The sequence below is a fragment of the Clostridium carboxidivorans P7 genome, assembly GCF_001038625.1.
In the GTDB taxonomy this organism is placed as follows: Bacteria; Bacillota; Clostridia; order Clostridiales; family Clostridiaceae; genus Clostridium_AM; species Clostridium_AM carboxidivorans.
The window spans coordinates 4,905,937-4,927,316 of sequence record NZ_CP011803.1 but is presented as its reverse complement, the minus strand read 5'-3'; the positions used below and the strand labels follow the sequence as shown (position 1 = coordinate 4,927,316).

Sequence of the window (21,380 nt, the reverse complement as noted above, 5' to 3'; positions counted from 1 at the left end):
CTCCTTTTATACAGCATCCATTTGATTAATTTTTTTTATTGTCTCCCTCACTGCCAGAATATCTAATACAATAAGAATTCCTAATAAAATTAAACCTATTTTAAAACTACCATTCATGATCGTATTTCCTACAGTGGCAGCCAACGCAAATGATGTAATAATTGTAGTAGGCATTGATTTTTTTATAAAACCCACTGTCATAGAAAGAATACCTAGAGCACCAACGGTTAAAGCAATTAATAAAATGCTTTGTAAAGTACCTAAGAAGCAAAATGGAGTTAACATGTCCCTAACAATTGGACATATTAATTCAGTTATACTAAAAATAAATAAGCAAGCCACATTACTAAACATAAGCGCTATAACCGTAAATAAGGTAACAACACATACTTTAGCAAGAAAAATTTTGCTGCGACTTACAGGATAGGAGAATAATAGCACTAGTTTCTTTCCTACATAGTCTTCTATTACAAGTCTAGAATACATAACAGCAGAAAGTACAGTGAAAATAATCATGCTCATAATACCTATAAATTTAAAGATATTGGAGTAACTTTGAAACAAAGGATCCTTTTCAACTCTAGAAATTACAGAAATAAGATAGGTAAATCCTAAAAGAACTATACATGAAACGACACTTGCTAATACATAAGTTTTAATTTTAAACTTATGCATTTCTAAAGATATAAGCTTAATCATATTCTAATTTCTCCTTTATTTTTTCAAAAAAATATTCTTCAAGACTGGAATTTAAAGTTTTAGATTTAATTTTTGCCATACCTACTTCATCAATAATTTTGCCATTTGCAATGATACCTATGCTATCTGCAATGTGTTCTATATCATTAAGAATATGACTAGATATAAGAATAGTCATACCTTCATTTCTTACAAGATTAAGAAATAAATCTCTCATTTCTAGGATGCCCATTGGGTCAAGTCCATTTAGAGGTTCATCTAGTATAAGGAGCTTTGGCTGATGAATAATTGTCCGTGCAATACCTAGCCGTTGTCTCATTCCTAAAGAAAAGGTTGATACAGGTTTCATATCTCTAGAAGGAAGTCCAACTGTTTCTAGAGTTTTATCTATATCTATATTTTTCTTATTCATATATCCAAGATGCACTTGTAAATTTTCAGCGGCAGATAAATGTTCATAAAAAATAGGTACTTCTATAATACTACCTATATTTCTTAAAACTTCACTGCTATGAGAAGTGATATCTATCCCTAACACTTTTGCTGTTCCTGATGTAGGTGAGAGTAAACTTGACAGCATCTTAAATACAGTAGTTTTTCCAGCACCATTCATACCTAAAAAACCATAAATTGTACCCTGTTTTATATGCATAGAGCAGTCTTTAATTACTTCTACCCCATCAAAAACTTTTCTTAATTTATCAGTTTCTACAATCCATTTATCACTCATATATAAGTATCCTCCAATTTAAATTTATTGTTTTTTACTTTTAATACAAACCGTCGGTATGTATATATCTAAAAAATAAACTACCTTATGTGGGTAGATTATTTTTCCGTGTTACACTTCTTTCTCAAAAATGTTCTCATAGTATTGTGTACAGTTATATATAAATTCATCACTAATTAATGAAATTCCCATGAAATCAATTAAATTCTTTAGAAAATCTAATTTATCTAAAAACTCTTTCTTTGAAATTCTAAATATAGCAGGACTTAACCAAAAATTAAATAATAGCATAATAACTTCTGATGTAGCTTTGGGATTAACAGCAGTTATTGACTTATCATTTATACCTTCTTCAATTAATTTGGCAAGCATAGGAGCTGCATATTGCATAGTATCTTCAAGATGCTTAGCAATCATTCGATGATTTTTAGTAAGAGGAAGTGATAACTTATCATTAATCTGCTTATTTGCATCTGATATATTATAAATAAGAATTTTTTGAATCTTTTCAAGACCATTTAAATTAGGGTTTCTACATATTTTATTTAAATAAGTATTTTCTTCAAAACTCCTCTTACTTATTGTATCCATAATTTCTTCTTTGGACTTAAAATGATGATAAATCGCACCCTTAGACATTCCTAAATTATTAACAATATCTTGAATGGTCGTTTTCTCATAGCCCTTTTCCATAAAAAGTTTTAAAGAAACATCTAATATTTGTTTTACTGTTTCTTCAGGATATTTGTTACGCGCCACAGAATCCCTCCTTACATACATACGGTTGGTATGTATGTAATATATCATAGATTTATCTAAGTGTCAATAATAGGTAACCGTCATTTTTCTACAGTGCATCTTCCCTCATAAGTAAAGGAATAGCTTTTAAACTATTCCTCACTAATTACTTTATTCAATAAACTTGTATATAAAAAACCGTACTGGATTCCAGTACGGTCATTATGTATCGTGGGTTTCATGGTGGAGGCGATGGGTGTCGAACCCATGTCCGAAAGTCGTAATACTTAGGCATCTCCGAGTGCAGTCCACATTTTAACATTCCCTCCACTGAACGCCCATGGACAGGCTTTCAGCTTCAGTAGCTTCATAAATTCCGTTCCTGTGGCAAAGCTTACACAGGCTCGTTTCACCGCTGTCGACGCTCTATCCTAAGCCGCGGTACTCAAAGGTAGAACGTAGCAGACTAAGCTGCTAATGCAAAATTATCGTTTGCGTTTACATTTAATCCCATAGTTTTTTAACGCGGGCCCACAGGTTCCCTCGACTCGCTTCCTAAATACAACATACCCCCGTCGAAACCAAGTACGCCCCCATGTATAATTGGGTTTTACCTAATTCTAAGGTTTTATATTGTTACGCAAACCATTGTTTTAATATTTAATTTTCAATAAGTTAGTGATTAATATCTCCAACTTGCAACTATTATATTACATCAAATTTATCTATTAATCAATAGTAATTTTTATCTACACATTTTTTATAATCCAAAGAAAGAAAATGTTTCATACCTTTAGATTAGTATTTTATTCTTTCTTTCATATCTCTATCTATATCCCTCTTCGCTGCTTTTTCAAGCATAGCATCTCTCTTATCGTAATCCTTCTTACCTTTTGCCACTGCTATATTTACTTTTACTCTACCATTTTTAAGATATAAAGATAATGGTACTAAGGTGTATCCCTGCTGAGTAGTAAATCCTAACAATCTTGATATTTCACTTTTATGAAGTAGCAGTTTTCTAGCTCTTAATGGATCTCTATTAAATATATTCCCTTTTTCATAAGGACTTATATGAACATTACAAATAAATATTTCACCATTTCTTATTTCTGCATAACTGTCTTTCAAATTTGCTCTACCTGCTCTTATAGATTTCACTTCTGTTCCAACTAACTCTATACCAGCTTCCATACTTTCTTCTATAAAGTAATCATGCCATGCTTTTCTATTTTCTGCAAGAGTTTTATTTGTTGATGTTTTTTTAGCCATTAAAATCACCTACCTTATAGTTTTTATTTATTATATTATACATATAAGTCTATATCAATATACTCTATTATGCAATATATAGCTATTCATAAACTTATAATGGTTAATCTCAATCTTTTTTGTATTAATTTCTCCAAAATATTAATTATCATTAACCATACTTTTTAGTACATTTCAACACAATAGGTTAAATGTGGACGCAATTCTACATTATTGTCTACTTTTCAAAATTAGTAAAATGTTATATAATTCTTTTAAAATACAAATTTTGATAACATTTTGAAACTTTTAAATTATAAAAAAGATTGGATGTGGAAATTATGTACACTATACTACATCTTGAACAAAGTAGTTTTATAAAAAAGCTAGTAAAAAATATCTTAATTGAAAATGGTTTTAACTGTGTTTCTGTGGATACTGCAGAAGAAGCTTATGAAACTTTGAAAAACCTTAACGGCAAGGTTGACCTAATAATAACCTCTTTATTATTAGAAGATACTAGCATTGAGGAATTCATGAAAACTATTAACAACAACAATTTAAACAAAAGTATACCTGTATTTGTTGTGACTGGTAATGAATTGGAAAATACCCAAAAAAGAATTTTAAATTTAGGGGTTTCTGATTATATCACCAAAAATAACCTAGGTGAAGAACTTCTTAAACATGTAAAATACATAATTAAAGAAGATGAACTTTTAAATTGTCTAAAGGAAGCTGAAATAGCTTGTGTAGATGATAGTCATTTTGACTGCACCATAATGAAAGATATTCTAGCTAAAAATGACATACAAAATGTAGATTTCTATTCATCTGGAAAAGACTTAATGGAAAGCCAAAAACATTATGATTTATATCTTGTGGATATTGTACTGGAAAATGAATTTGGAAAAAACATTATTATAAGACTTAGGCGTGATAATATAAACTCTTCAATTATAATGACTTCATCCTTAACTAATACTAAAACTGTAGCCAGTATGTTAAATGCCGGGGCAAATGATTATATAAGAAAACCTATTCAAGAGGATATATTCATAGCTAAACTAAAATCAAATATGAGAACTTATGCTTTAATAAAACAATTAGGAAAATAATAATAAGAACATTGCTTCGCAATGTTCTTATTATTATTTTAAGGTTTATCCACAACCAACACAGATGATTAATCAACATTGTTAGCTATTTCATTTGAAACTTCAAGTTCTTCTTCATCCTTTTCTGGCTTAACTAGTTCAAAATAAATTTCGTGAGCAAACATATCTACTTTCGAGACTTTTATCTTTGCTTCATCTCCTAGTTTATATATGTTTTTAGTTCTTTCACCTATAAGACTTAAATGCTTTTCATCATATACATAATAGTCATCATCAAGACTGCTGATGTGTACAAGACCTTCTATAGTATTTGGTAACTCTACAAACATTCCAAAATTAGTTACAGAAGATATTATTCCTTCAAATTCCTGGCCTATTCTTTCACTCATGTATTCAGCCTTTTTAAGATCTTCTACTTCTCTTTCAGCATCTTGAGCTACTCTTTCCATTTCAGATGACTGCTTTGATGCATATTCAACATCTGCTGTTAATATTTTGTTTCTCTTATCATCTATCTGTCCATTTATAAATTCTTTTATTATCCTGTGTATAATCAAATCAGGATATCTTCTTATAGGAGATGTAAAATGACAGTAATACCTCGCTGCCAGGCCAAAGTGACCTGTACATTCTGGAGCATACCTAGCTTTCATCATGGAACGAAGTAAAAGCGTACTTACTACTGTTTCTTCTTTTTTACCTTTCACTTTTTCTACTATATCTTGTAAGGCTTTTGGATGAACTTCCTGTCCCATTCTAACTACATAACCTAAATTATGAACAAATTCGTTAAAATGCATAAGCTTTTCTTCATCTGGTTCCTCATGTATTCTATATACAAAAGGCATATTAGCCCAGAACATATGCTCAGCTATAGTTTCATTACAAACTAGCATAAATTCTTCTATTATTCTATTAGCAATAGCTCTTTCATAAGGTTTTATTTCTATTGGTTTTCCCAATTCATTGAGAATTATCTTACACTCTTCAAAGTCAAAGTCTATAGCTCCTCTTTGAATTCTTTTTTTGTAAAGTATACCACAAAGCTCTTCCATAAGTTTAAAAGTATCTACTAAATAATCATATCTCTTTATAACATCTTCATCAGTATCTCTAAGTATTTTAGTTACATCTGTATATGTCATTCTCTCATTAGTCTTTATTATACTTTCTGTAATATTATGATCTACTACTTTACCTGTTTTATCAATTTCCATAAAACAACTTAAAGTTAATCTATCTACCTTAGGATTCAAACTGCATATTCCATTGGATAACTTCTTTGGAAGCATTGGAATAACCCTATCTATAAGATATACTGAAGTTGCTCTTTTTAAAGCTTCTTTATCTAAAGGATTTTTGTCCTTTACATAATTAGATACATCTGCTATGTGAACTCCTAAATGATAGTTACCATTTGGAAGTTTTTCAAGAGATACTGCATCATCTAAATCCTTTGCATCTTCACCATCTATAGTTACTATAGTCAAATCTCTTAAATCTTTTCTTCTTTCATACTCTTCTTCTGGTATTTCATCTGGTATACCTTCTGCATAGCCTTGTACTTTTACTGGAAATTCTTCTGGTAAGTTATTCTTCTTTATTATAGTTAAAATATCTATTCCCTTTTCTCCCTTTTTACCAAGTATCTCTACTACTGTACCTTCAGGGTTTCTTCTTTTATCCGGCCAGCTTGTTATATCTGCTATAACTATATCCCCTGTTTTAGCTCCATTTCTACTTCCCTTTGGAATAAAAACGTCCTGATATATTCTTTTTTCTTCTGGCACTACAAACCCAAAATTTCTACTATCTTCATATACTCCTATAACCGTTTTATTTGATCTTTGAAGAATTCTTATTATTTCACCTTCACACTTTTTGCCCCTGTTTTCCTCTCTAGTTATCTTTGCTACTACTTTATCTCCATTCATAGCTCCATTCATATAAGAGGAAGGTATAAATATATCCGGTCTGTCATCATCAGTAATTACAAATCCAAAACCTTTTGGATGTCCTTGAAGCTTTCCCACTACCAAGCCCATTCTATCTGGAATACCATAGTATTCCGTTCTAGTTTTAACTACATCACCATCACTTTCCATTTCTTCAAGTACTTTTTCAAAGACTTTCCTTTCACTTTTTTTTATACTAAATACTCTTTCTAATTCTCTCATATTCATAGGTTTATATGCTTGTTCTGTCATAAAACTTATTAATGTTTCCCTTATGTTCATAAATTCACCTCATTCTATTATGACTATCTAATAATATATTATAGCCATATCAATTTTTCATATATAATTATATTTCTGCTTTATTCTTAAAAATATTCAATTATAGTAATATTTATATTTGTAGCTTTATAATATAGTAAACTTATCCAGTAGTCAATGATATACAAATTTAAACCTTATATTTAGCAAGTTGGAGGTAAATTTGTTTATCCAATAGATAAAGATAATCATATATATCATTACCCTCGTAAATTCAATGATTGCTTTGAAGTAGATACGCTTCTTCCATTTAATGTAATATTATGTTATAATTGTATAAAGTTTGATTTTAAAAGGAGAACTTATTATGAAAAAAAATGTTAGAAATATAATTTGGGGTTTGGCTATTACAATGCTAGTTGGAATAAGTTCTTATACGATTAGCCTAAGATTATTAACTGCTCCAGAATCATATACAAAAAATGAAGTAAAAATTAGCTGTGCAACCAACGGAAATAATGTTGGAGATACGCGATATGAGGTAGCTGCAAGTATGCATTTAATGGCCAATGGTTTGATAGTGGCAGAAGATAATGCAAAGAATGGAGTTAAATCTATGAGTATGGATCAATTAAATGCTACATATAATCTAATCCAAACCCTACCAGACGGACCTGAGAAAACAAATTTTATGAACATTATTAATAGATGGAAAGCTTGTGACTTTTCTCAAATTGTATCAGATCATAACACAGTATGGAGAATATTAGGCGAAGGACAACCAGAAAATACATTAAAAGGTCGTGCTATTTCAGCTGATGAATCAGCTATAAAAGCTACTATTAATCTTATTAAAAGAGGTGATTATTCAAAAAATAAATAGAGCAGACTAACCCTGCTCTAAATATATAAATTTTAATATTATTTAACTAAATTCTGAGCAATGCATAAACCTGCAAATATTGCAGCAAGTACAGACGTAACTTTTATTAGCATTGCTTCTGATGTTCTTCCTTTGTTCTTTGAATAAAACGATTCAGCAGAACTTCCACCTGCAACCAATCCACTTAAACCATTAGTTTTACTAGGCTGTACCATAACAACAGCTATTAGCGCTATAGCTATTATAATCTGTAAAACCATTATAACATTTCGCATGCTTTTCACCTCCTGGTATGTTAACACATCCTATATTTTAACATACTAATTAATCTATTACAAGGAAAAAGCTCTCGAGGCAATGTTCCATTTTTAACCTCTAATATTGTAAAATGCTTTCATTCCTCTAAACTCTCCAGCGTCACCCAGCTCTTCTTCTATTCTTAAAAGCTGATTGTATTTTGCCACTCTTTCACTTCTTGCAGGTGCTCCTGTTTTTATCTGTCCTGCATTTACAGCTACTACTAAATCAGCTATAGTTGTATCTTCTGTTTCACCTGATCTATGTGATACTACTGCAGTATATCCTGCTCTTTCTGCCATTTCTATAGCATTTAAGGTTTCTGTTAATGTTCCTATCTGATTTAATTTTATAAGTATTGAATTTGCTACCTTCTTCTCTATGCCAGTTTTTAATCTCTCTGTGTTAGTTACAAACAAATCATCGCCTACTAATTGAACTTTGTTTCCAATCTTATCTGTAATTAGCTTCCAACCTTCCCAGTCCTCTTCTGCCATACCGTCTTCTATTGAGATTATAGGGTACTTTTCAACTAGGTTAGCATAATAATCAACCATTTCTGCTGGTGATAAAACCTTTCCTTCTCCTGCTAAGTTATACTTTCCATTTTCATATATTTCGGAAGATGCAGGGTCCAATGCTATAAACATTTCCTTTCCTGGAGTATATCCTGCCTTTTGTATGGCTTCTACTATTACCTGTATTGCTTCTTCATTTGACTTTAGATTTGGAGCAAATCCTCCTTCATCCCCTACACCAGTATCATAACCTTTAGCTTTTAAAAGAGATTTCAAAGAATGATAAACTTCTGCACTCATCCTCAAAGCTTCACTAAAGGAAGGTGCCCCTACCGGCATTACCATGAATTCTTGAAGGTCTACGTTATTGTCAGCATGCTTTCCTCCATTTATTATGTTCATCATTGGTACTGGAAGAACTTTTGCATTTACTCCTCCAATATATTGATATAAATTTAATCCCAGGCTTTCAGCTGCAGCTCTGGCACAAGCTAAAGACACTCCAAGCATTGCATTAGCTCCCAATTTACTTTTATTCTTTGTACCATCCAACTCTATCATAACTTTATCTATTAGTACTTGATCAAATACATTCATTCCTATAAGCTCTTCTGCTATATATGTATTTACATTATCTACAGCTTTTAAAACACCTTTACCAAGATATTTTGACTTATCTTCATCTCTTAATTCTACTGCTTCAAACATGCCTGTAGAAGCTCCTGATGGTACTGCTGCTCTCCCTATAATACCATCTTCAAGCACAACCTCTACCTCTACTGTAGGCATACATCTAGAATCAAGTATCTGTCTTCCAACTACATCTACAATTTCAATATAATTTTTCATAAAAACACCTCCAGAATTAATAATATTTCCTTATTAATATATCCACATAACATATTTATTATATCATTTTATATATAGGAAATTCTAACTTAACATAAAAATAATATGACACAACTTTTAAATTGAACTTATAACTTAAAAAGCTATGAACTATAGGTTTAATCCCTTAATTCATAGCTTTTGTTCACATATATTATTTAATAAGACTTTTCCCTGTCATTTCTTTAGGTACTTCAAGGCCCATAACTTGAAGCATAGTTGGTGCTATATCAGCTAATATGCCACTATCTCTAAGTGGTTTAGCATCTGATGCTACATATAAAAATGGAACTGCATCAGTTGTATGTGCTGTCATAGGTTTTCCTGTAGAATAATCTATCATCTGCTCTGCATTGCCATGGTCCGCAGTTATAAATACAGTACCATTCTTCTCTAATATTTTATCTACAACTTTTCCTAAACATACATCTACAGCTTCTACGGCTTTTTTAGCTGCTTCAAATATACCTGTATGTCCTACCATATCAGGATTTGCAAAGTTTAATATTATCATATCATATTTATCTTCATCTATTCTATTTAAAAGCTCATCTGTTACTTTATATGCACTCATTTCTGGCTGTAAGTCATAAGTTGCAACCTTTGGTGATGGTATAAGCGCCCTATCCTCATTCTTATTTTCTTCTTCCACTCCTCCATTAAAGAAGAATGTTACATGAGCATATTTTTCAGTTTCAGCTATTCTTAGCTGGTTCTTACCAAGATTGCTTACATATTCACCTAAAGTGTTTTTGTAGGTTTCATTTGAAAAAGCAACTTCAACACCTTCTAAAGTAACATCATATTGAGTCATAGTTACAAATGTAAGATCTAAAGTTTCTCTTGAAAATCCATCAAATACTTTATCATTAATAGCTCTTGTAATCTCTCTTGCTCTATCTGGTCTAAAGTTAAAGAATATTATTGAATCCTTATTCTTTATAGAAGCTTCTGAACTCTTTTCAATAACTGTTGGAAGTACAAATTCATCTGTCTTGTTATCATTATAAGATTTTTCAACAGCTTCCAAGGCAGTAGCTGCTTCTTCACCTTTACCAAGCACTAATGCATTATATGCAAGTTGAACTCTTTCCCATCTTTTATCCCTGTCCATAGCATAATATCTTCCTGATATTGTAGCTATTTTACCTACTCCAAGTTCTTTCATGTAATTTTCTATATCTTTTATATACTCTTTTGCTGAAGCTGGAGGAACATCTCTTCCATCAAGGAATGCATGAAGATATACCTTTTGTACACCTTTTTTCTTTGCAAGTTGCAAAATTCCTTTTAAATGGTCTGTATGAGAATGAACACCACCTGGTGATAAAAGCCCCATTAAGTGAAGAGTTGAGTTATTTTTTAGTGCATTATCTACAGCTTTATTTAATGCTTCATTTTCAAAAAAGTCCCCATCACTTATAGATTTAGTTATTCTAGTTAATGCTTGATATATTATTCTTCCTGCACCTATATTTAGGTGTCCAACTTCTGAGTTTCCCATTTGTCCTTCTGGAAGTCCAACACTAAGTCCACTAGCTCCTAATTGTGTATGAGGATAATTGCTATATAATTTATCAAAATTTGGTTTATTTGCTGCCTTAATAGCATTGCCATCTTCTCTATCTGTAAGACCAAAACCATCAAGTATCATTAACATTACTGGTTTTTTATTCATATTTACCTCCAAAACTTATTAAATTAATAACTGAACTTTTTTGAGAGGACAACTGACAGAGGAAGGAAGAAAACTTACCTTCACTGTACTCTGTCAATTGTCCTCTGTCCTCTAAAAGGTTCTGTCGCAATGTGCAAAAGTTGAGTTCTTAATTATTAATTCTCAATTCTAATAGTTTACTATTGCTGCGAAGTCTGCTGCTTTTAAGCTTGCTCCTCCAACTAAAGCACCATCTATATCAGACTTTGCCATTTGTGCTTTAATTGTAGCTGGTTTTACTGATCCACCGTATTGAATTCTTGTTTTTTCTGCTGATTCTTTTCCGTACATTGAAGCAATTACACTTCTGATATAAGCTATTGTTTCATTAGCTTGCTCATCTGTAGCTGTTTTACCAGTTCCTATAGCCCAAATTGGTTCATAAGCTACAACTAATGTTTCAACTTGATCATTTGTAAGTCCTTCTAAATCTAATTTTATTTGTCTTCCTAAAACTTCTTCAGTTACATTCTTTTCTCTTTCCTCTAAAGTTTCTCCGCAGCAAACTATTGGAATTAAATTGTGTTCAAATGCTTTTTTAACTTTTTTATTTACAGTTTCATCTGTTTCATTAAAGTATTGTCTTCTTTCGCTGTGTCCGATTATTACATAATTTACTCCCATTTTTTCAAGCATTGAAGGTGATACTTCTCCTGTAAATGCTCCTTTTTCTTCAAAGTACATGTTTTGTGCTCCAACTTTTATATTGCTTCCTTTAACTGCTTTTAATACTGCGTCTAAGCATACAAAACTAGGACATACAACTACATCACATTTCGCATCTTTTACAAGACCTTTCAATTCTTCAACTAATTTTAAGCCTTCTTCTACAGTATTGTTCATTTTCCAATTTCCTGCTATTATTGCTTTTCTCATTACAAATTACCCCTATCCTTTTTTATTTTATTATTTATCATTAAGTGCTTCTATTCCTGGTAAAGCTTTTCCTTCTAAGAATTCAAGTGAAGCTCCACCACCAGTTGAAATATGAGTCATTTTGTCTCCGAATCCTAATATATTTACAGCTGCAGCACTATCTCCCCCACCTATAACAGTTGTAGCATCTGCATCAGCCATAGCTTTAGCAACTGCAATAGTTCCTTTTGCAAAGTTTTCAAATTCGAAAACTCCCATTGGTCCATTCCAAACTACTGTTTTAGCATCTTTAACAGCATCTGCATAAATTTTTGAAGTTTTTGGTCCAATATCTAATCCCATGTATCCTTCAGGAATGTTAGCATCTTCTGTTGTAACTGGAGTTGTATCTGCTGCAAACTTTTCTCCAACTACATTATCTATTGGAAGTAATAATTTAACTCCCTTAGCTTTAGCCTTTTCCATCATTTCTTTAGCATAATCTACTTTATCTGCTTCAAGAAGTGAAGTTCCAATAGTATATCCTTGAGCTTTTAAGAATGTATAAGCCATTCCTCCACCAATTATCAATGTATTTACTTTATCAAGTAAATTGTTTATAACATTAATTTTATCTGATACCTTAGCTCCACCAAGTATTGCAACAAATGGTCTTTCTGGGGTATTTACAGCTTCTCCTAAGAACTTTAATTCTTTTTGAATTAAATATCCACATACAGCAGTATCAACAAATTGAGTAACTCCAACTACTGAACAGTGTGCTCTATGAGCTGAACCGAAAGCATCATTTACATATATATCAGCAAGAGAAGCTAAATCTTTTGAAAATGCTTCTTCATTTTTTCCTTCTTCTTTTCTAAATCTTGTATTTTCTAGTAAAACTACATCTCCATCTTTCATTGCAGCTACTGCTTTTTTAGCATTTTCACCAACAACTGTATCATCAGCAGCAAAAACTACTTCTTTTCCAAGCATTTCTGATAATCTCTTAGCTACTGGAGCTAATGTCAATTTTGGATCTGGTCCTTTAGCTTTTCCAAGGTGTGAGCAAAGTATAACTTTAGCTCCTTTTTCTACTAAATACTTTATAGTTGGCATTGCTCCAACCAATCTATTTTCATCAGTTATAACTCCATCTTTTAGTGGTACATTGAAGTCACATCTCGCTAATACTCTTTTTCCCTTTACTTCTACATCTTCAATTGTCTTTTTATTAAAAGCCATTTAATACACCTCTTTCTTTTGATTTGTATACATAATAAACATTTAATTTTCTCACAATATCTATTTAACTGTCAAACATAAATTTTTCATTATTAATTAAAATAGATCTGGCCTTATAGCCCAAACTACAAAACCAGACCTATTTATCTAAATTTAGACTATGAAAGTTCAATCTAAATTAAGTTTATACCATTCAAATACTTAGATTACTTTAAGAAATTAGCAAAATGCTTTATAGTTCTAACCATTTGGCTAGTGTATGAATTTTCGTTGTCATACCATGCAACTGTTTGAACTTGGTATAAATCTTCTCCTATTTTAGAAACCATTGTTTGAGTTGCGTCAAATAAAGAACCATAAGTGATTCCAACAATATCAGAAGATACTAATTCTTCTTCAGTATAACCGAAAGATTCATTTGAAGCAGCTTTCATAGCAGCGTTGATTCCTTCAACTGTAACGTCTTTTCCTTTAACAACTGAAACTAAGATTGTTGTTGAACCAGTTGGAACTGGAACTCTTTGTGCAGAACCGATTAATTTTCCTTTTAATTCTGGAATAACTAATGCGATAGCTTTTGCAGCTCCTGTTGAGTTTGGAACTATATTTACAGCTGCTGCTCTAGCACGTCTAAAGTCACCTTTTCTATGTGGTCCGTCTAATACCATTTGGTCTCCAGTATAAGCATGAATTGTTGACATTATACCAGATTGAATTGGTGCATAATCATTAAGTGCTTTAGCCATTGGAGCTAAACAGTTAGTTGTACATGATGCAGCTGAAATTATGTGATCTTCAGCAGTTACTATATCATGATTTACATTGTATACAACTGTTGGAAGATCGTTACCAGCTGGAGCTGAAATAACAACTTTCTTAGCACCTGCATTGATGTGTGCTTGAGATTTTGCTTTAGATACATAGAAACCAGTACATTCAAGTACTACGTCTACTCCAAGTTCTCCCCATGGAAGTTTTGAAGCATCAGCTTCTGCATATATTTTGATTTCTTTTTCATTAACAACAATAGAAGATTCTTTAGCTTCTACTGTTCCTTGATATCTACCTTGAGATGAATCATATTTTAATAAGTGTGCTAGCATTTTAGGATCTGTTAAATCGTTGATTGCAACAACATCATATCCTTCTGCACCGAACATTTGTCTGAATGCTAGTCTTCCTATTCTTCCAAAACCATTAATAGCTACTTTAATCATTAATAATTCCTCCTAAATTTATAAATTATTTTATATATATAATTAAGTTAAAATTTGTTGACTATTTTATAATACTTAATATTTCTCTTGCAGCGCCTTCATCAGTGATGAGTACACTATTATTATTGTTTATTTCTGTAGAAATTATAGCTTCCGCTTTGTTTTTTCCACCAGATACAGCTATACGACTTTCAATATTGGAAATATCATCAATTCTAGCTCCTATACTTGAAGTAGCATAAACAATATCACCTTGTTTATTAAAGTAATATCCAAAAGCTTCTCCCACAGCTCCAACTTGTTCTATTTTTTGTATCTCTTCACTAGATAGTCCTCTTCTGCGAGCCATTTGATCAGCTCTTCCAATTCCATATATCAACATATTGGCATTGTGTATAATATTAAGTATATCTTTTATATCTTCTTCTTCCATCATAGTATTCATAGCCTTATCGCTTAAATTCTCAGGAACATGAAGTAATTTATAACTTCCTTCCACCTTATCTGCAAGTTTTGCTGCTAATGTATTAGCTTGGATTTCCACATTTCTTCCAAGTCCCCCTCTAGCAGGAACTACCATTACATTTTTTACATGTGTCATTTTAGGCATATTATCTATTACTTCTTTAATAGTACACCCACCAGTAACACCAATTATGCTATCAGACTTTATAGCATTTTTTAAATATAAAGCTGCTGTCCTTCCAAGTTCATTCATTACAGTTTTGTCTTCATACACATCTCCTGGAACAATTACAACATCCTTCAATTTTAAGCTTTCTTTTATAGCATTTTCGATATCTGATAAACCTTTTATTTCATGAATGAAATCCTTAAGCTTATCAATTATTTCTTCACCATTTTTTGTTATGCTCATACCTGGAGTATTTATTTCAATAAAATCTTGATTTTTTAGGAAATTTATTTCTGTCCTTACTATTCTTTCTCCTATTCCTAAATTGTTAGCTAATACTCTTCTTCCAATAGGCTGATTATAATATATAGTTCTAAGTATGTTATATCTTTTCTCAAGTAATTCTATAAGTTCTGGTACTATCTTTTGCTGTAATTTTAATAATTGTTCCATGTAAACACCCCTCTGGTCATCTTACGTCCCAGTGCTTTGATTTATGTCCCACTAATATTATAAAATAAATAAATAACTTTTTAAATAGTATTTTCAAAAAAAGTGTGAACATTTTGTGAATAATAGGGAGAATTTAGAATCTTTTTCTCCCTTTCGATGACTTTATTCCAATTTCCTCTCTATATTTTGCTACAGTTCTCCTTGAAATATTCATACCTTTATCGGTTAATATATCGCATATGGCTTGATCTGATAAAGGTTTTTCCTTATTTTCTTTATCTATCAAATCTTTTATAGCATCTTTTATTATTTTTGTAGATACATCTTCACCTGTACTAGACTTAGATAATCCAGTAGTAAATAGATCTTTAATTTTTATAGTACCATTATTGGTATATATATATTTATCCCTTATTGCTCTACTAACAGTTGATTCATGCATCTCTAAGCTTTCTGAAATTTCTTTTAATGTCATAGGTTTTAAATATTTATTTCCATATTCAAAGTAGTCCTTTTGAAGTTCTAATATTTTTTCCAAAACTCTATATATAGTGCTTTTTCTATGCTGTATACTTTTTATTAAAAAAATAGCACTATTTAATTTTTCTTTCACATAATCCACTGCATTTTTATCATTTTCATTTTGAATAATTTCTTTATACATTGAATTTATACTAAGCTTAGGTGCAGCATCTTCATTCATAATTATATAATATTCATTATCTATTTTTCTTATTTGAGCATCTGGTACTATGTATTTTACATCTTCTCCAGTATAAAAACCGCTAGAAGGTCTTGGCCTTAAAGATTTTATTATATCACCATACTCTTGTGCTTTTTTCACATCTATATTTAAATGTTTTGCTATAACATTATATTTATTTTCTGCTAAAAGTTCCAAATATTCATCAACTATTTTATATATGTTCTCATCTTCTAATCCCTTTTTATTTATTTGTATCTTTAAACATTCCTTTAAATCTTTTGCACCTATACCATCAGGCTCTAATGATTGTATTGCTTTTATGCAATAATCTGTAAGCTTCTTTGATATTTTAAGTTCTTCTATTATTTCTTTATCTGAAATATCTAAATATCCTCTTGCATCTATATTCTCAACTATATACAAACAAACGGCTTTCACGTAATCCTTTTCATTTAAATCTCTTATCTGTTCCTGCAAATATTCTTTAAGAGATTTTTTTTCCGATATAAAATTAAATGGAGAAACTTCTTCTTCATCATTTTTTTCATAGTTATGGTGGCTGTAGTTATCAAATTCAAAATATTTAATCAATTGTTTATAATCAATTTCTTTATGTTCTTCATTGCTTGATGTACTAACTTTAGCATCCAATACCGGATTTTCCTGAACTTCTTTTTCAACATATTCTTGGAGTTCAAAACTAGACATTTGAAGTAATTTAACTGATAACTGCATTTCCTGAGTCATTATTAATTTTTGTTCCTGAGTTAAATTCAAGCTGAAATCCATATTCATATATCCACCCCATTTCTTTTATGTTTTAAGTTTGTCAATCTTATTATACCATGAAAAAATTAAGATATAAAAATAAGTTTAAATGTTAAAAATAACTTTAAATATTAAAAATAATGTACATACAAAAAGAGCTAAGCAATACAACTTAGCCCTCCTTATATTACAAATATTTAAATAAAAATTTATGTTTACATTACTATATTGTTGGTGCTACAAATTTTGCTGCTTCATCTTTAGTTGTTGGTACTTTTACTTTTCCATCTATTATAGCTGTTTTATATTTTTGAACTAAATCTAATATATCTTTTGGTACATTTTTGTTTGAACTTGGAGCTATATCAACACCATTTTCTTTTAAACCATATACTTTAGTTGTTCCACCAGCAAATTTTGAATCTTTAGCAAGACTCTTAACTGTATCATAAGTTGCTGTATCAACTCTCTTCATCATACTACTAAGTATAACATCTGCATATTCTGGTACTTTAACAGCTTGATCCTGGTCAACACCTATAGCCCAAAGTTTCTTATCTGGCTTAGTCATGCTCTTAGTAGCTTTAAATAATCCAAGACCAGTACCACCTGCTGCATGGTAAATTACGTCGCATCCACCATTGTACATGCTAGTTGCAAGTTCTTCTCCTTTAGTTGGATTAGCATAATCATTTGCATATCTTATATCAAATTGTACATTTGGATTTACAGTTTTAGCTCCAGCCATATATCCAGCTGCAAATTTATTGATTAATTCAAAATCTTTTCCACCAATAAATCCTATCTTATTTGCCTTTGTTGTTTTACCAGCTATAAGACCTACTAAAAAAGAACCTTCCTCTTCTTTAAAAGTAAGTGAAGCAACATTTTTTAACTTAACTTCTGAATCTATTATAGCAAACTTCTTATCTGGATATTTTTTAGCTATGTCAGTCATAGCATCCCCCATTTGATATCCAACTCCAAATATTATATCAGACTTATTATCTACTAAAGCTTGAAGATTAGGTTGGTATTCATCCTTCTTCTTTGATTCAATAGCTTTATAGTCTATAGTTTTTAGTTCATCTTTAGCCTTCTTTATTCCTTCATCAGCTGCTTGGTTAAATGATTTATCATTTAATCCACCTTCATCAGTTGCAAGACCTATTTTAACTGTTTTTGCTGTTGATGATGATCCCCCTTGTTGTTGACTTGAACCGCAGCCTGCAAATAGTGAAACTGCCATTATAGCACTTACACATAATGCTGTTAACTTTTTCTTATTCATTTAAAAACTCCTCCTAAATTAAGATATATTTGTTTTATATGTGATAAAATATTCTACAAAAGGTTAAACTTTCCCTGCTTTTTAATAATATAATTTTTAACAAATAAATTACATTAATGGAAAACGAAATCCAACCCTTGCAATTTAAGTAACTATTTATAAATATAATAGCACACATTAGTATCTTATGAGTATTTAGCATAGCTTATACTAAAATCCATAAATCACACATGTATATTATACCAATTTACAACCTAAATAATAAGGCTTCATAGAAATTTTATTACTACAAAGCCTTAAAATTGCAAATTATTTATATCCTGTTTTCTTCAATACTTCTATAGACTTATCTCCATCCTGTTCATTTACCAATATCACAGGTCCTGTGCATCCCATGCCGCTTTCTGAATATATATCTTCTCTCCATAATGCCTTACATGCATCATCAAGATCTAGTATATCTATTCCAGGTATAGCAAAGGTAACTACCTTTTTAGGTGGAATTTGCACCTTTTCTGATACTACCTGTTTATCCTTTGCTAATAATTTATCTATAATATCCTTTAAACCTGATGTATTTGCTAATTTAAACTCAGTTGATGCTTTTATAAGCACATCGTTCTTAGCACAAGTTGCACAATATCTTAATGCTTCACATATAAGTGGTGCTCCTGAAGCACGAGAAACTATATTTATAAGTTTATCATAATTTTCACCTATGCCTGGTCCATATCCATAACCTAAAGTCTCATAATTTCCGCCTGTTGTAAATGATGAAAATATCTTAATCATAAGGTTTCCTGTTAAAGAATCACATACCATAACATCTGGTGTTCCTGCTAAAATGTCATTCCCTCTCATTACTGCTCCACCATCTGCTCTTAAAGATTCTGCAAACTTAATATCATATCCACTTTCCTGAAGTTCTTTTAAGGATCTTTCAACAGTTCTTGCTCCATCCACATTAAGTATTCCTACAGTAGGCTCTTTTATACCTACCGACTTTGCTACTGCAATTCCGGATATAGCGTTCTTTATCATACCTTCTACTCTATTAGTAGACGTAGTTCCTGTAGTTGTTGCAAGAATAAGGTCTTTTCCTAAAGCTGGCGTCACTAATTTTCCAACCGTAGAAACTCCTATTGGAAAATCAAAATGTTGAGTTACACAACCATCCAATTGTTTTTTTTCTAAAAGTTCTACCATTTTTTTATGTCCATCTTCTGCATCTTCAGCTTCTACTACTTCTAAGTCACAATCAACTTTAGGCCCTATAAGCACTACATCAAAATCTCCGTACTTACTCTTAGCCATTTCAGCTGCTTTCACCATTTCCTCTACGCCATGTTCTGATCCAAAAGTTGTAAGTCCTATTTTAACTTTTTTTGAAAAAGTTCCGCTTTCAATACCTTCTGCTATTTCATTAAAGACTTCAGCTATTATTTTTTTTGTGCTATCCAAGGTACTCACCCCCTTTTTATTTCATAAGCTGTTCTGCAAATTTTTTCATTTCTTCTGCTATCATTTTTTTGATTTCTTCCTTAGAAGCACTACTACTCTCTTCTACTAATCCTGTATTTTTTTCTACAAGTATTGAAACTCCATCAAATAAATTTGTCATTCTTCCTAAGAAAAGACTTCCTTTTCCTATAACCATGAAATTCTTTAAGGTTCCATTCATTATATGCTCTATACCATGGCCTATTATTGGAACTCCAGATGGAATATGTCCTTGAGTAGGCGCAAAACCTGGATATCCATGTTGTTTTACAAAATTAGGCAATTCTTTTCTATCTAACTGTCCACTCTTAACTGCCAAAGCTCCTATCATTTTGTAATTTTGTGTTGGAACATCACCTGCGCCTGTTGGCTCAGTTATATCAGGTGTTTGCATTTCTGGAGCATATTTATCTACATCTGTAATCTTCATTCCATTACTTGTTAAAGGATTTAAAACTAAAGCTTCTATTACAGCTTGAGGTGCTGCACCATGACCTATAGTATGTCTTCCTATTATATCGGTTCTAAGTACTGGACTTACACCATCATTTTCTGACACAAGTACTGCAAATCCACCTATACAATCTTCAAGGACTGGTATTTCTTTCTTTATATGATCCTTACCATTCATACCAAGTTTTGCAGTACATCCTCCTGCAAATATTATTACATTTTTATATATTCCTGATTTTACAAGAGCAGAGGCTGTTATTAAAGCATGAGTTGGGCCTGCACAAAATCCTCTCATGTCCACTCCTGTAGCACCTTTTATTCCTGCTATTTCTCCACAAGCTTTGGCTATATTTCCGCCGCCTCTTTGATTCATATCACCAATAGCTTCTTCTGAACATTCTATTAAGTATCCTACTTCATTTACATCTACTCCAGAACTTTTTACAAGATGTAGTAATGCTAAAACTCCTGATGCCTTAACTACAAGATTTTCAAGCATTACGTGAGATGAAAGGTTGGTATCAAATTCATGTGCTCTCTTAATACATCCTACAACTTTACCATTCTCATATAGTCCCTCTGCTACTTTGTCATTTACCAACTTTTCTATAACAGCTTCATCTTCTCCTGATTTTAATTCTTCTGCCTTTGCATTTAAAATCGGATGTGCTTTAAACTTTTCCTTAACCATTTCAGTAAAAGACTTTTCAAGAATTACTAAATCAAATACATCTGAAACCTTTAAAAGTCCATAGAACTCATCTTGAGGCATTATTTCACCAAATTTTCCAAACCTTGATGCATCCTCAACATTACTAGTGTGCCATGGTCTTTTTAATTCACTTAATTGTTCTGGAGTTAAATTTCCTATGTATGTTTGATTTGGTGCATAACCTACTGCATCTTCAAAAGATCTTAAATGATTTTTTAATCCCTTCAAATAATCTGAATTTGGGTTTGTTTCCCTTTCTAATGTTTGAGTAGTACCATTGTGTATTACCATATCTGGTGTATTTACCAAAATATAAGAAGCCTTTTTTACAACTGGAAAACTCATTTATAAACCCCTCCTTATTTCTAATTGAAATCTATAAAATTAGCCTATGAATATAAAAAATTAATAGTTAAGAATGAAGAGTTAATAGTTAATATGTATTTTTGCGACAGCTAAAAATCATCTTTCACTATTAACTCTTCATTATT

General features: G+C 31.2%; 18 protein-coding genes and 1 other RNA gene. 2 read left to right on the top strand and 17 right to left on the bottom strand.

Annotation, left to right across the window (positions count from 1 at the left end; genetic code table 11):
• Positions 1–6: 6 nt before the first annotated feature.
• The 5 genes from Ccar_RS22260 to smpB all read right to left on the bottom strand — a co-directional run bounded on the left by Ccar_RS22260 (position 7) and on the right by smpB (position 3,439).
• Positions 7–699: an ABC transporter permease gene (locus tag Ccar_RS22260; RefSeq protein WP_007060546.1), complete on the bottom strand. Its 693-nt coding sequence runs from the start codon at positions 697–699 to the stop codon at positions 7–9.
• Positions 692–1,429: an ABC transporter ATP-binding protein gene (locus tag Ccar_RS22255; RefSeq protein WP_007060547.1), complete on the bottom strand. Its 738-nt coding sequence runs from the start codon at positions 1,427–1,429 to the stop codon at positions 692–694. The genes Ccar_RS22260 and Ccar_RS22255 overlap by 8 nt, the downstream gene beginning before the upstream one ends.
• Positions 1,430–1,540: 111 nt before the next feature.
• The gene (locus Ccar_RS22250) at positions 1,541–2,188 is read right to left on the bottom strand and encodes a TetR/AcrR family transcriptional regulator (RefSeq protein WP_007060548.1); all 648 of its coding nucleotides are present in this window, start codon (positions 2,186–2,188) and stop codon (positions 1,541–1,543) included.
• Between the two features lie 220 nt (positions 2,189–2,408).
• Positions 2,409–2,762, bottom strand: a transfer-messenger RNA (tmRNA) gene (gene ssrA, locus Ccar_RS26525).
• Between the two features lie 203 nt (positions 2,763–2,965).
• The gene (gene smpB, locus Ccar_RS22245) at positions 2,966–3,439 is read right to left on the bottom strand and encodes an SsrA-binding protein SmpB (protein ID WP_007060549.1); all 474 of its coding nucleotides are present in this window, start codon (positions 3,437–3,439) and stop codon (positions 2,966–2,968) included.
• A 320-nt stretch (positions 3,440–3,759) separates the two neighbouring features.
• Between smpB and Ccar_RS22240 the strand changes: the two genes are divergently transcribed.
• Entirely contained in the window at positions 3,760–4,536 is a 777-nt protein-coding gene (locus Ccar_RS22240) for a response regulator (protein ID WP_007060550.1), read from the top strand.
• 68 nt (positions 4,537–4,604) lie between these two features.
• On the opposite strand, the gene rnr is transcribed toward Ccar_RS22240, so the two are convergent.
• Positions 4,605–6,773, bottom strand: a complete 2,169-nt coding sequence (rnr, locus tag Ccar_RS22235) for a ribonuclease R (protein WP_007060551.1) — start codon at positions 6,771–6,773, stop codon at positions 4,605–4,607.
• A 346-nt stretch (positions 6,774–7,119) separates the two neighbouring features.
• On the opposite strand from rnr, the gene Ccar_RS22230 reads away from it, so the two are divergent.
• Positions 7,120–7,635 (top strand): DUF6241 domain-containing protein, encoded by a 516-nt coding sequence (locus tag Ccar_RS22230; RefSeq protein WP_007060552.1) that lies wholly within the window; start codon positions 7,120–7,122, stop codon positions 7,633–7,635.
• A 38-nt stretch (positions 7,636–7,673) separates the two neighbouring features.
• Here Ccar_RS22230 and secG read toward each other — a convergent pair whose 3' ends face one another.
• The 11 genes from secG to grdC form a co-directional block, all read right to left on the bottom strand.
• Positions 7,674–7,910, bottom strand: a complete 237-nt coding sequence (secG, locus tag Ccar_RS22225) for a preprotein translocase subunit SecG (RefSeq protein WP_007060553.1) — start codon at positions 7,908–7,910, stop codon at positions 7,674–7,676.
• Between the two features lie 93 nt (positions 7,911–8,003).
• Complete coding sequence (gene eno, locus Ccar_RS22220; protein ID WP_007060554.1) at positions 8,004–9,299, bottom strand: phosphopyruvate hydratase; 1,296 nt, start codon at positions 9,297–9,299, stop codon at positions 8,004–8,006.
• A 193-nt stretch (positions 9,300–9,492) separates the two neighbouring features.
• Positions 9,493–11,016 carry a 2,3-bisphosphoglycerate-independent phosphoglycerate mutase gene (gene gpmI / locus Ccar_RS22215; protein ID WP_007060555.1) on the bottom strand — a complete coding sequence of 508 codons (1,524 nt, stop codon included), beginning with the start codon at positions 11,014–11,016 and terminating at the stop codon, positions 9,493–9,495.
• Positions 11,017–11,184: 168 nt separating this feature from the next.
• The gene (gene tpiA / locus Ccar_RS22210; protein ID WP_007060556.1) at positions 11,185–11,931 is read right to left on the bottom strand and encodes a triose-phosphate isomerase; all 747 of its coding nucleotides are present in this window, start codon (positions 11,929–11,931) and stop codon (positions 11,185–11,187) included.
• A gap of 30 nt (positions 11,932–11,961) precedes the next feature.
• Entirely contained in the window at positions 11,962–13,155 is a 1,194-nt protein-coding gene (locus Ccar_RS22205; RefSeq protein WP_007060557.1) for a phosphoglycerate kinase, read from the bottom strand.
• A 206-nt stretch (positions 13,156–13,361) separates the two neighbouring features.
• Positions 13,362–14,372: a type I glyceraldehyde-3-phosphate dehydrogenase gene (gene gap / locus Ccar_RS22200; protein WP_007060558.1), complete on the bottom strand. Its 1,011-nt coding sequence runs from the start codon at positions 14,370–14,372 to the stop codon at positions 13,362–13,364.
• 61 nt (positions 14,373–14,433) lie between these two features.
• Positions 14,434–15,459, bottom strand: a complete 1,026-nt coding sequence (locus Ccar_RS22195; protein ID WP_007060559.1) for a sugar-binding transcriptional regulator — start codon at positions 15,457–15,459, stop codon at positions 14,434–14,436.
• 133 nt (positions 15,460–15,592) lie between these two features.
• Positions 15,593–16,954, bottom strand: a complete 1,362-nt coding sequence (rpoN, locus tag Ccar_RS22190) for an RNA polymerase factor sigma-54 (protein WP_007060560.1) — start codon at positions 16,952–16,954, stop codon at positions 15,593–15,595.
• A gap of 202 nt (positions 16,955–17,156) precedes the next feature.
• On the bottom strand, positions 17,157–18,224 hold the full coding sequence (locus Ccar_RS22185; RefSeq protein WP_007060561.1) for a BMP family lipoprotein: 1,068 nt from the start codon (positions 18,222–18,224) through the stop codon (positions 17,157–17,159).
• Between the two features lie 309 nt (positions 18,225–18,533).
• Positions 18,534–19,685, bottom strand: a complete 1,152-nt coding sequence (gene grdD, locus Ccar_RS22180) for a glycine/sarcosine/betaine reductase complex component C subunit alpha (RefSeq protein WP_007064562.1) — start codon at positions 19,683–19,685, stop codon at positions 18,534–18,536.
• 16 nt (positions 19,686–19,701) lie between these two features.
• Positions 19,702–21,234, bottom strand: a complete 1,533-nt coding sequence (grdC, locus tag Ccar_RS22175; protein WP_007060564.1) for a glycine/sarcosine/betaine reductase complex component C subunit beta — start codon at positions 21,232–21,234, stop codon at positions 19,702–19,704.
• Between the last annotated feature and the right edge of the window lie 146 nt (positions 21,235–21,380).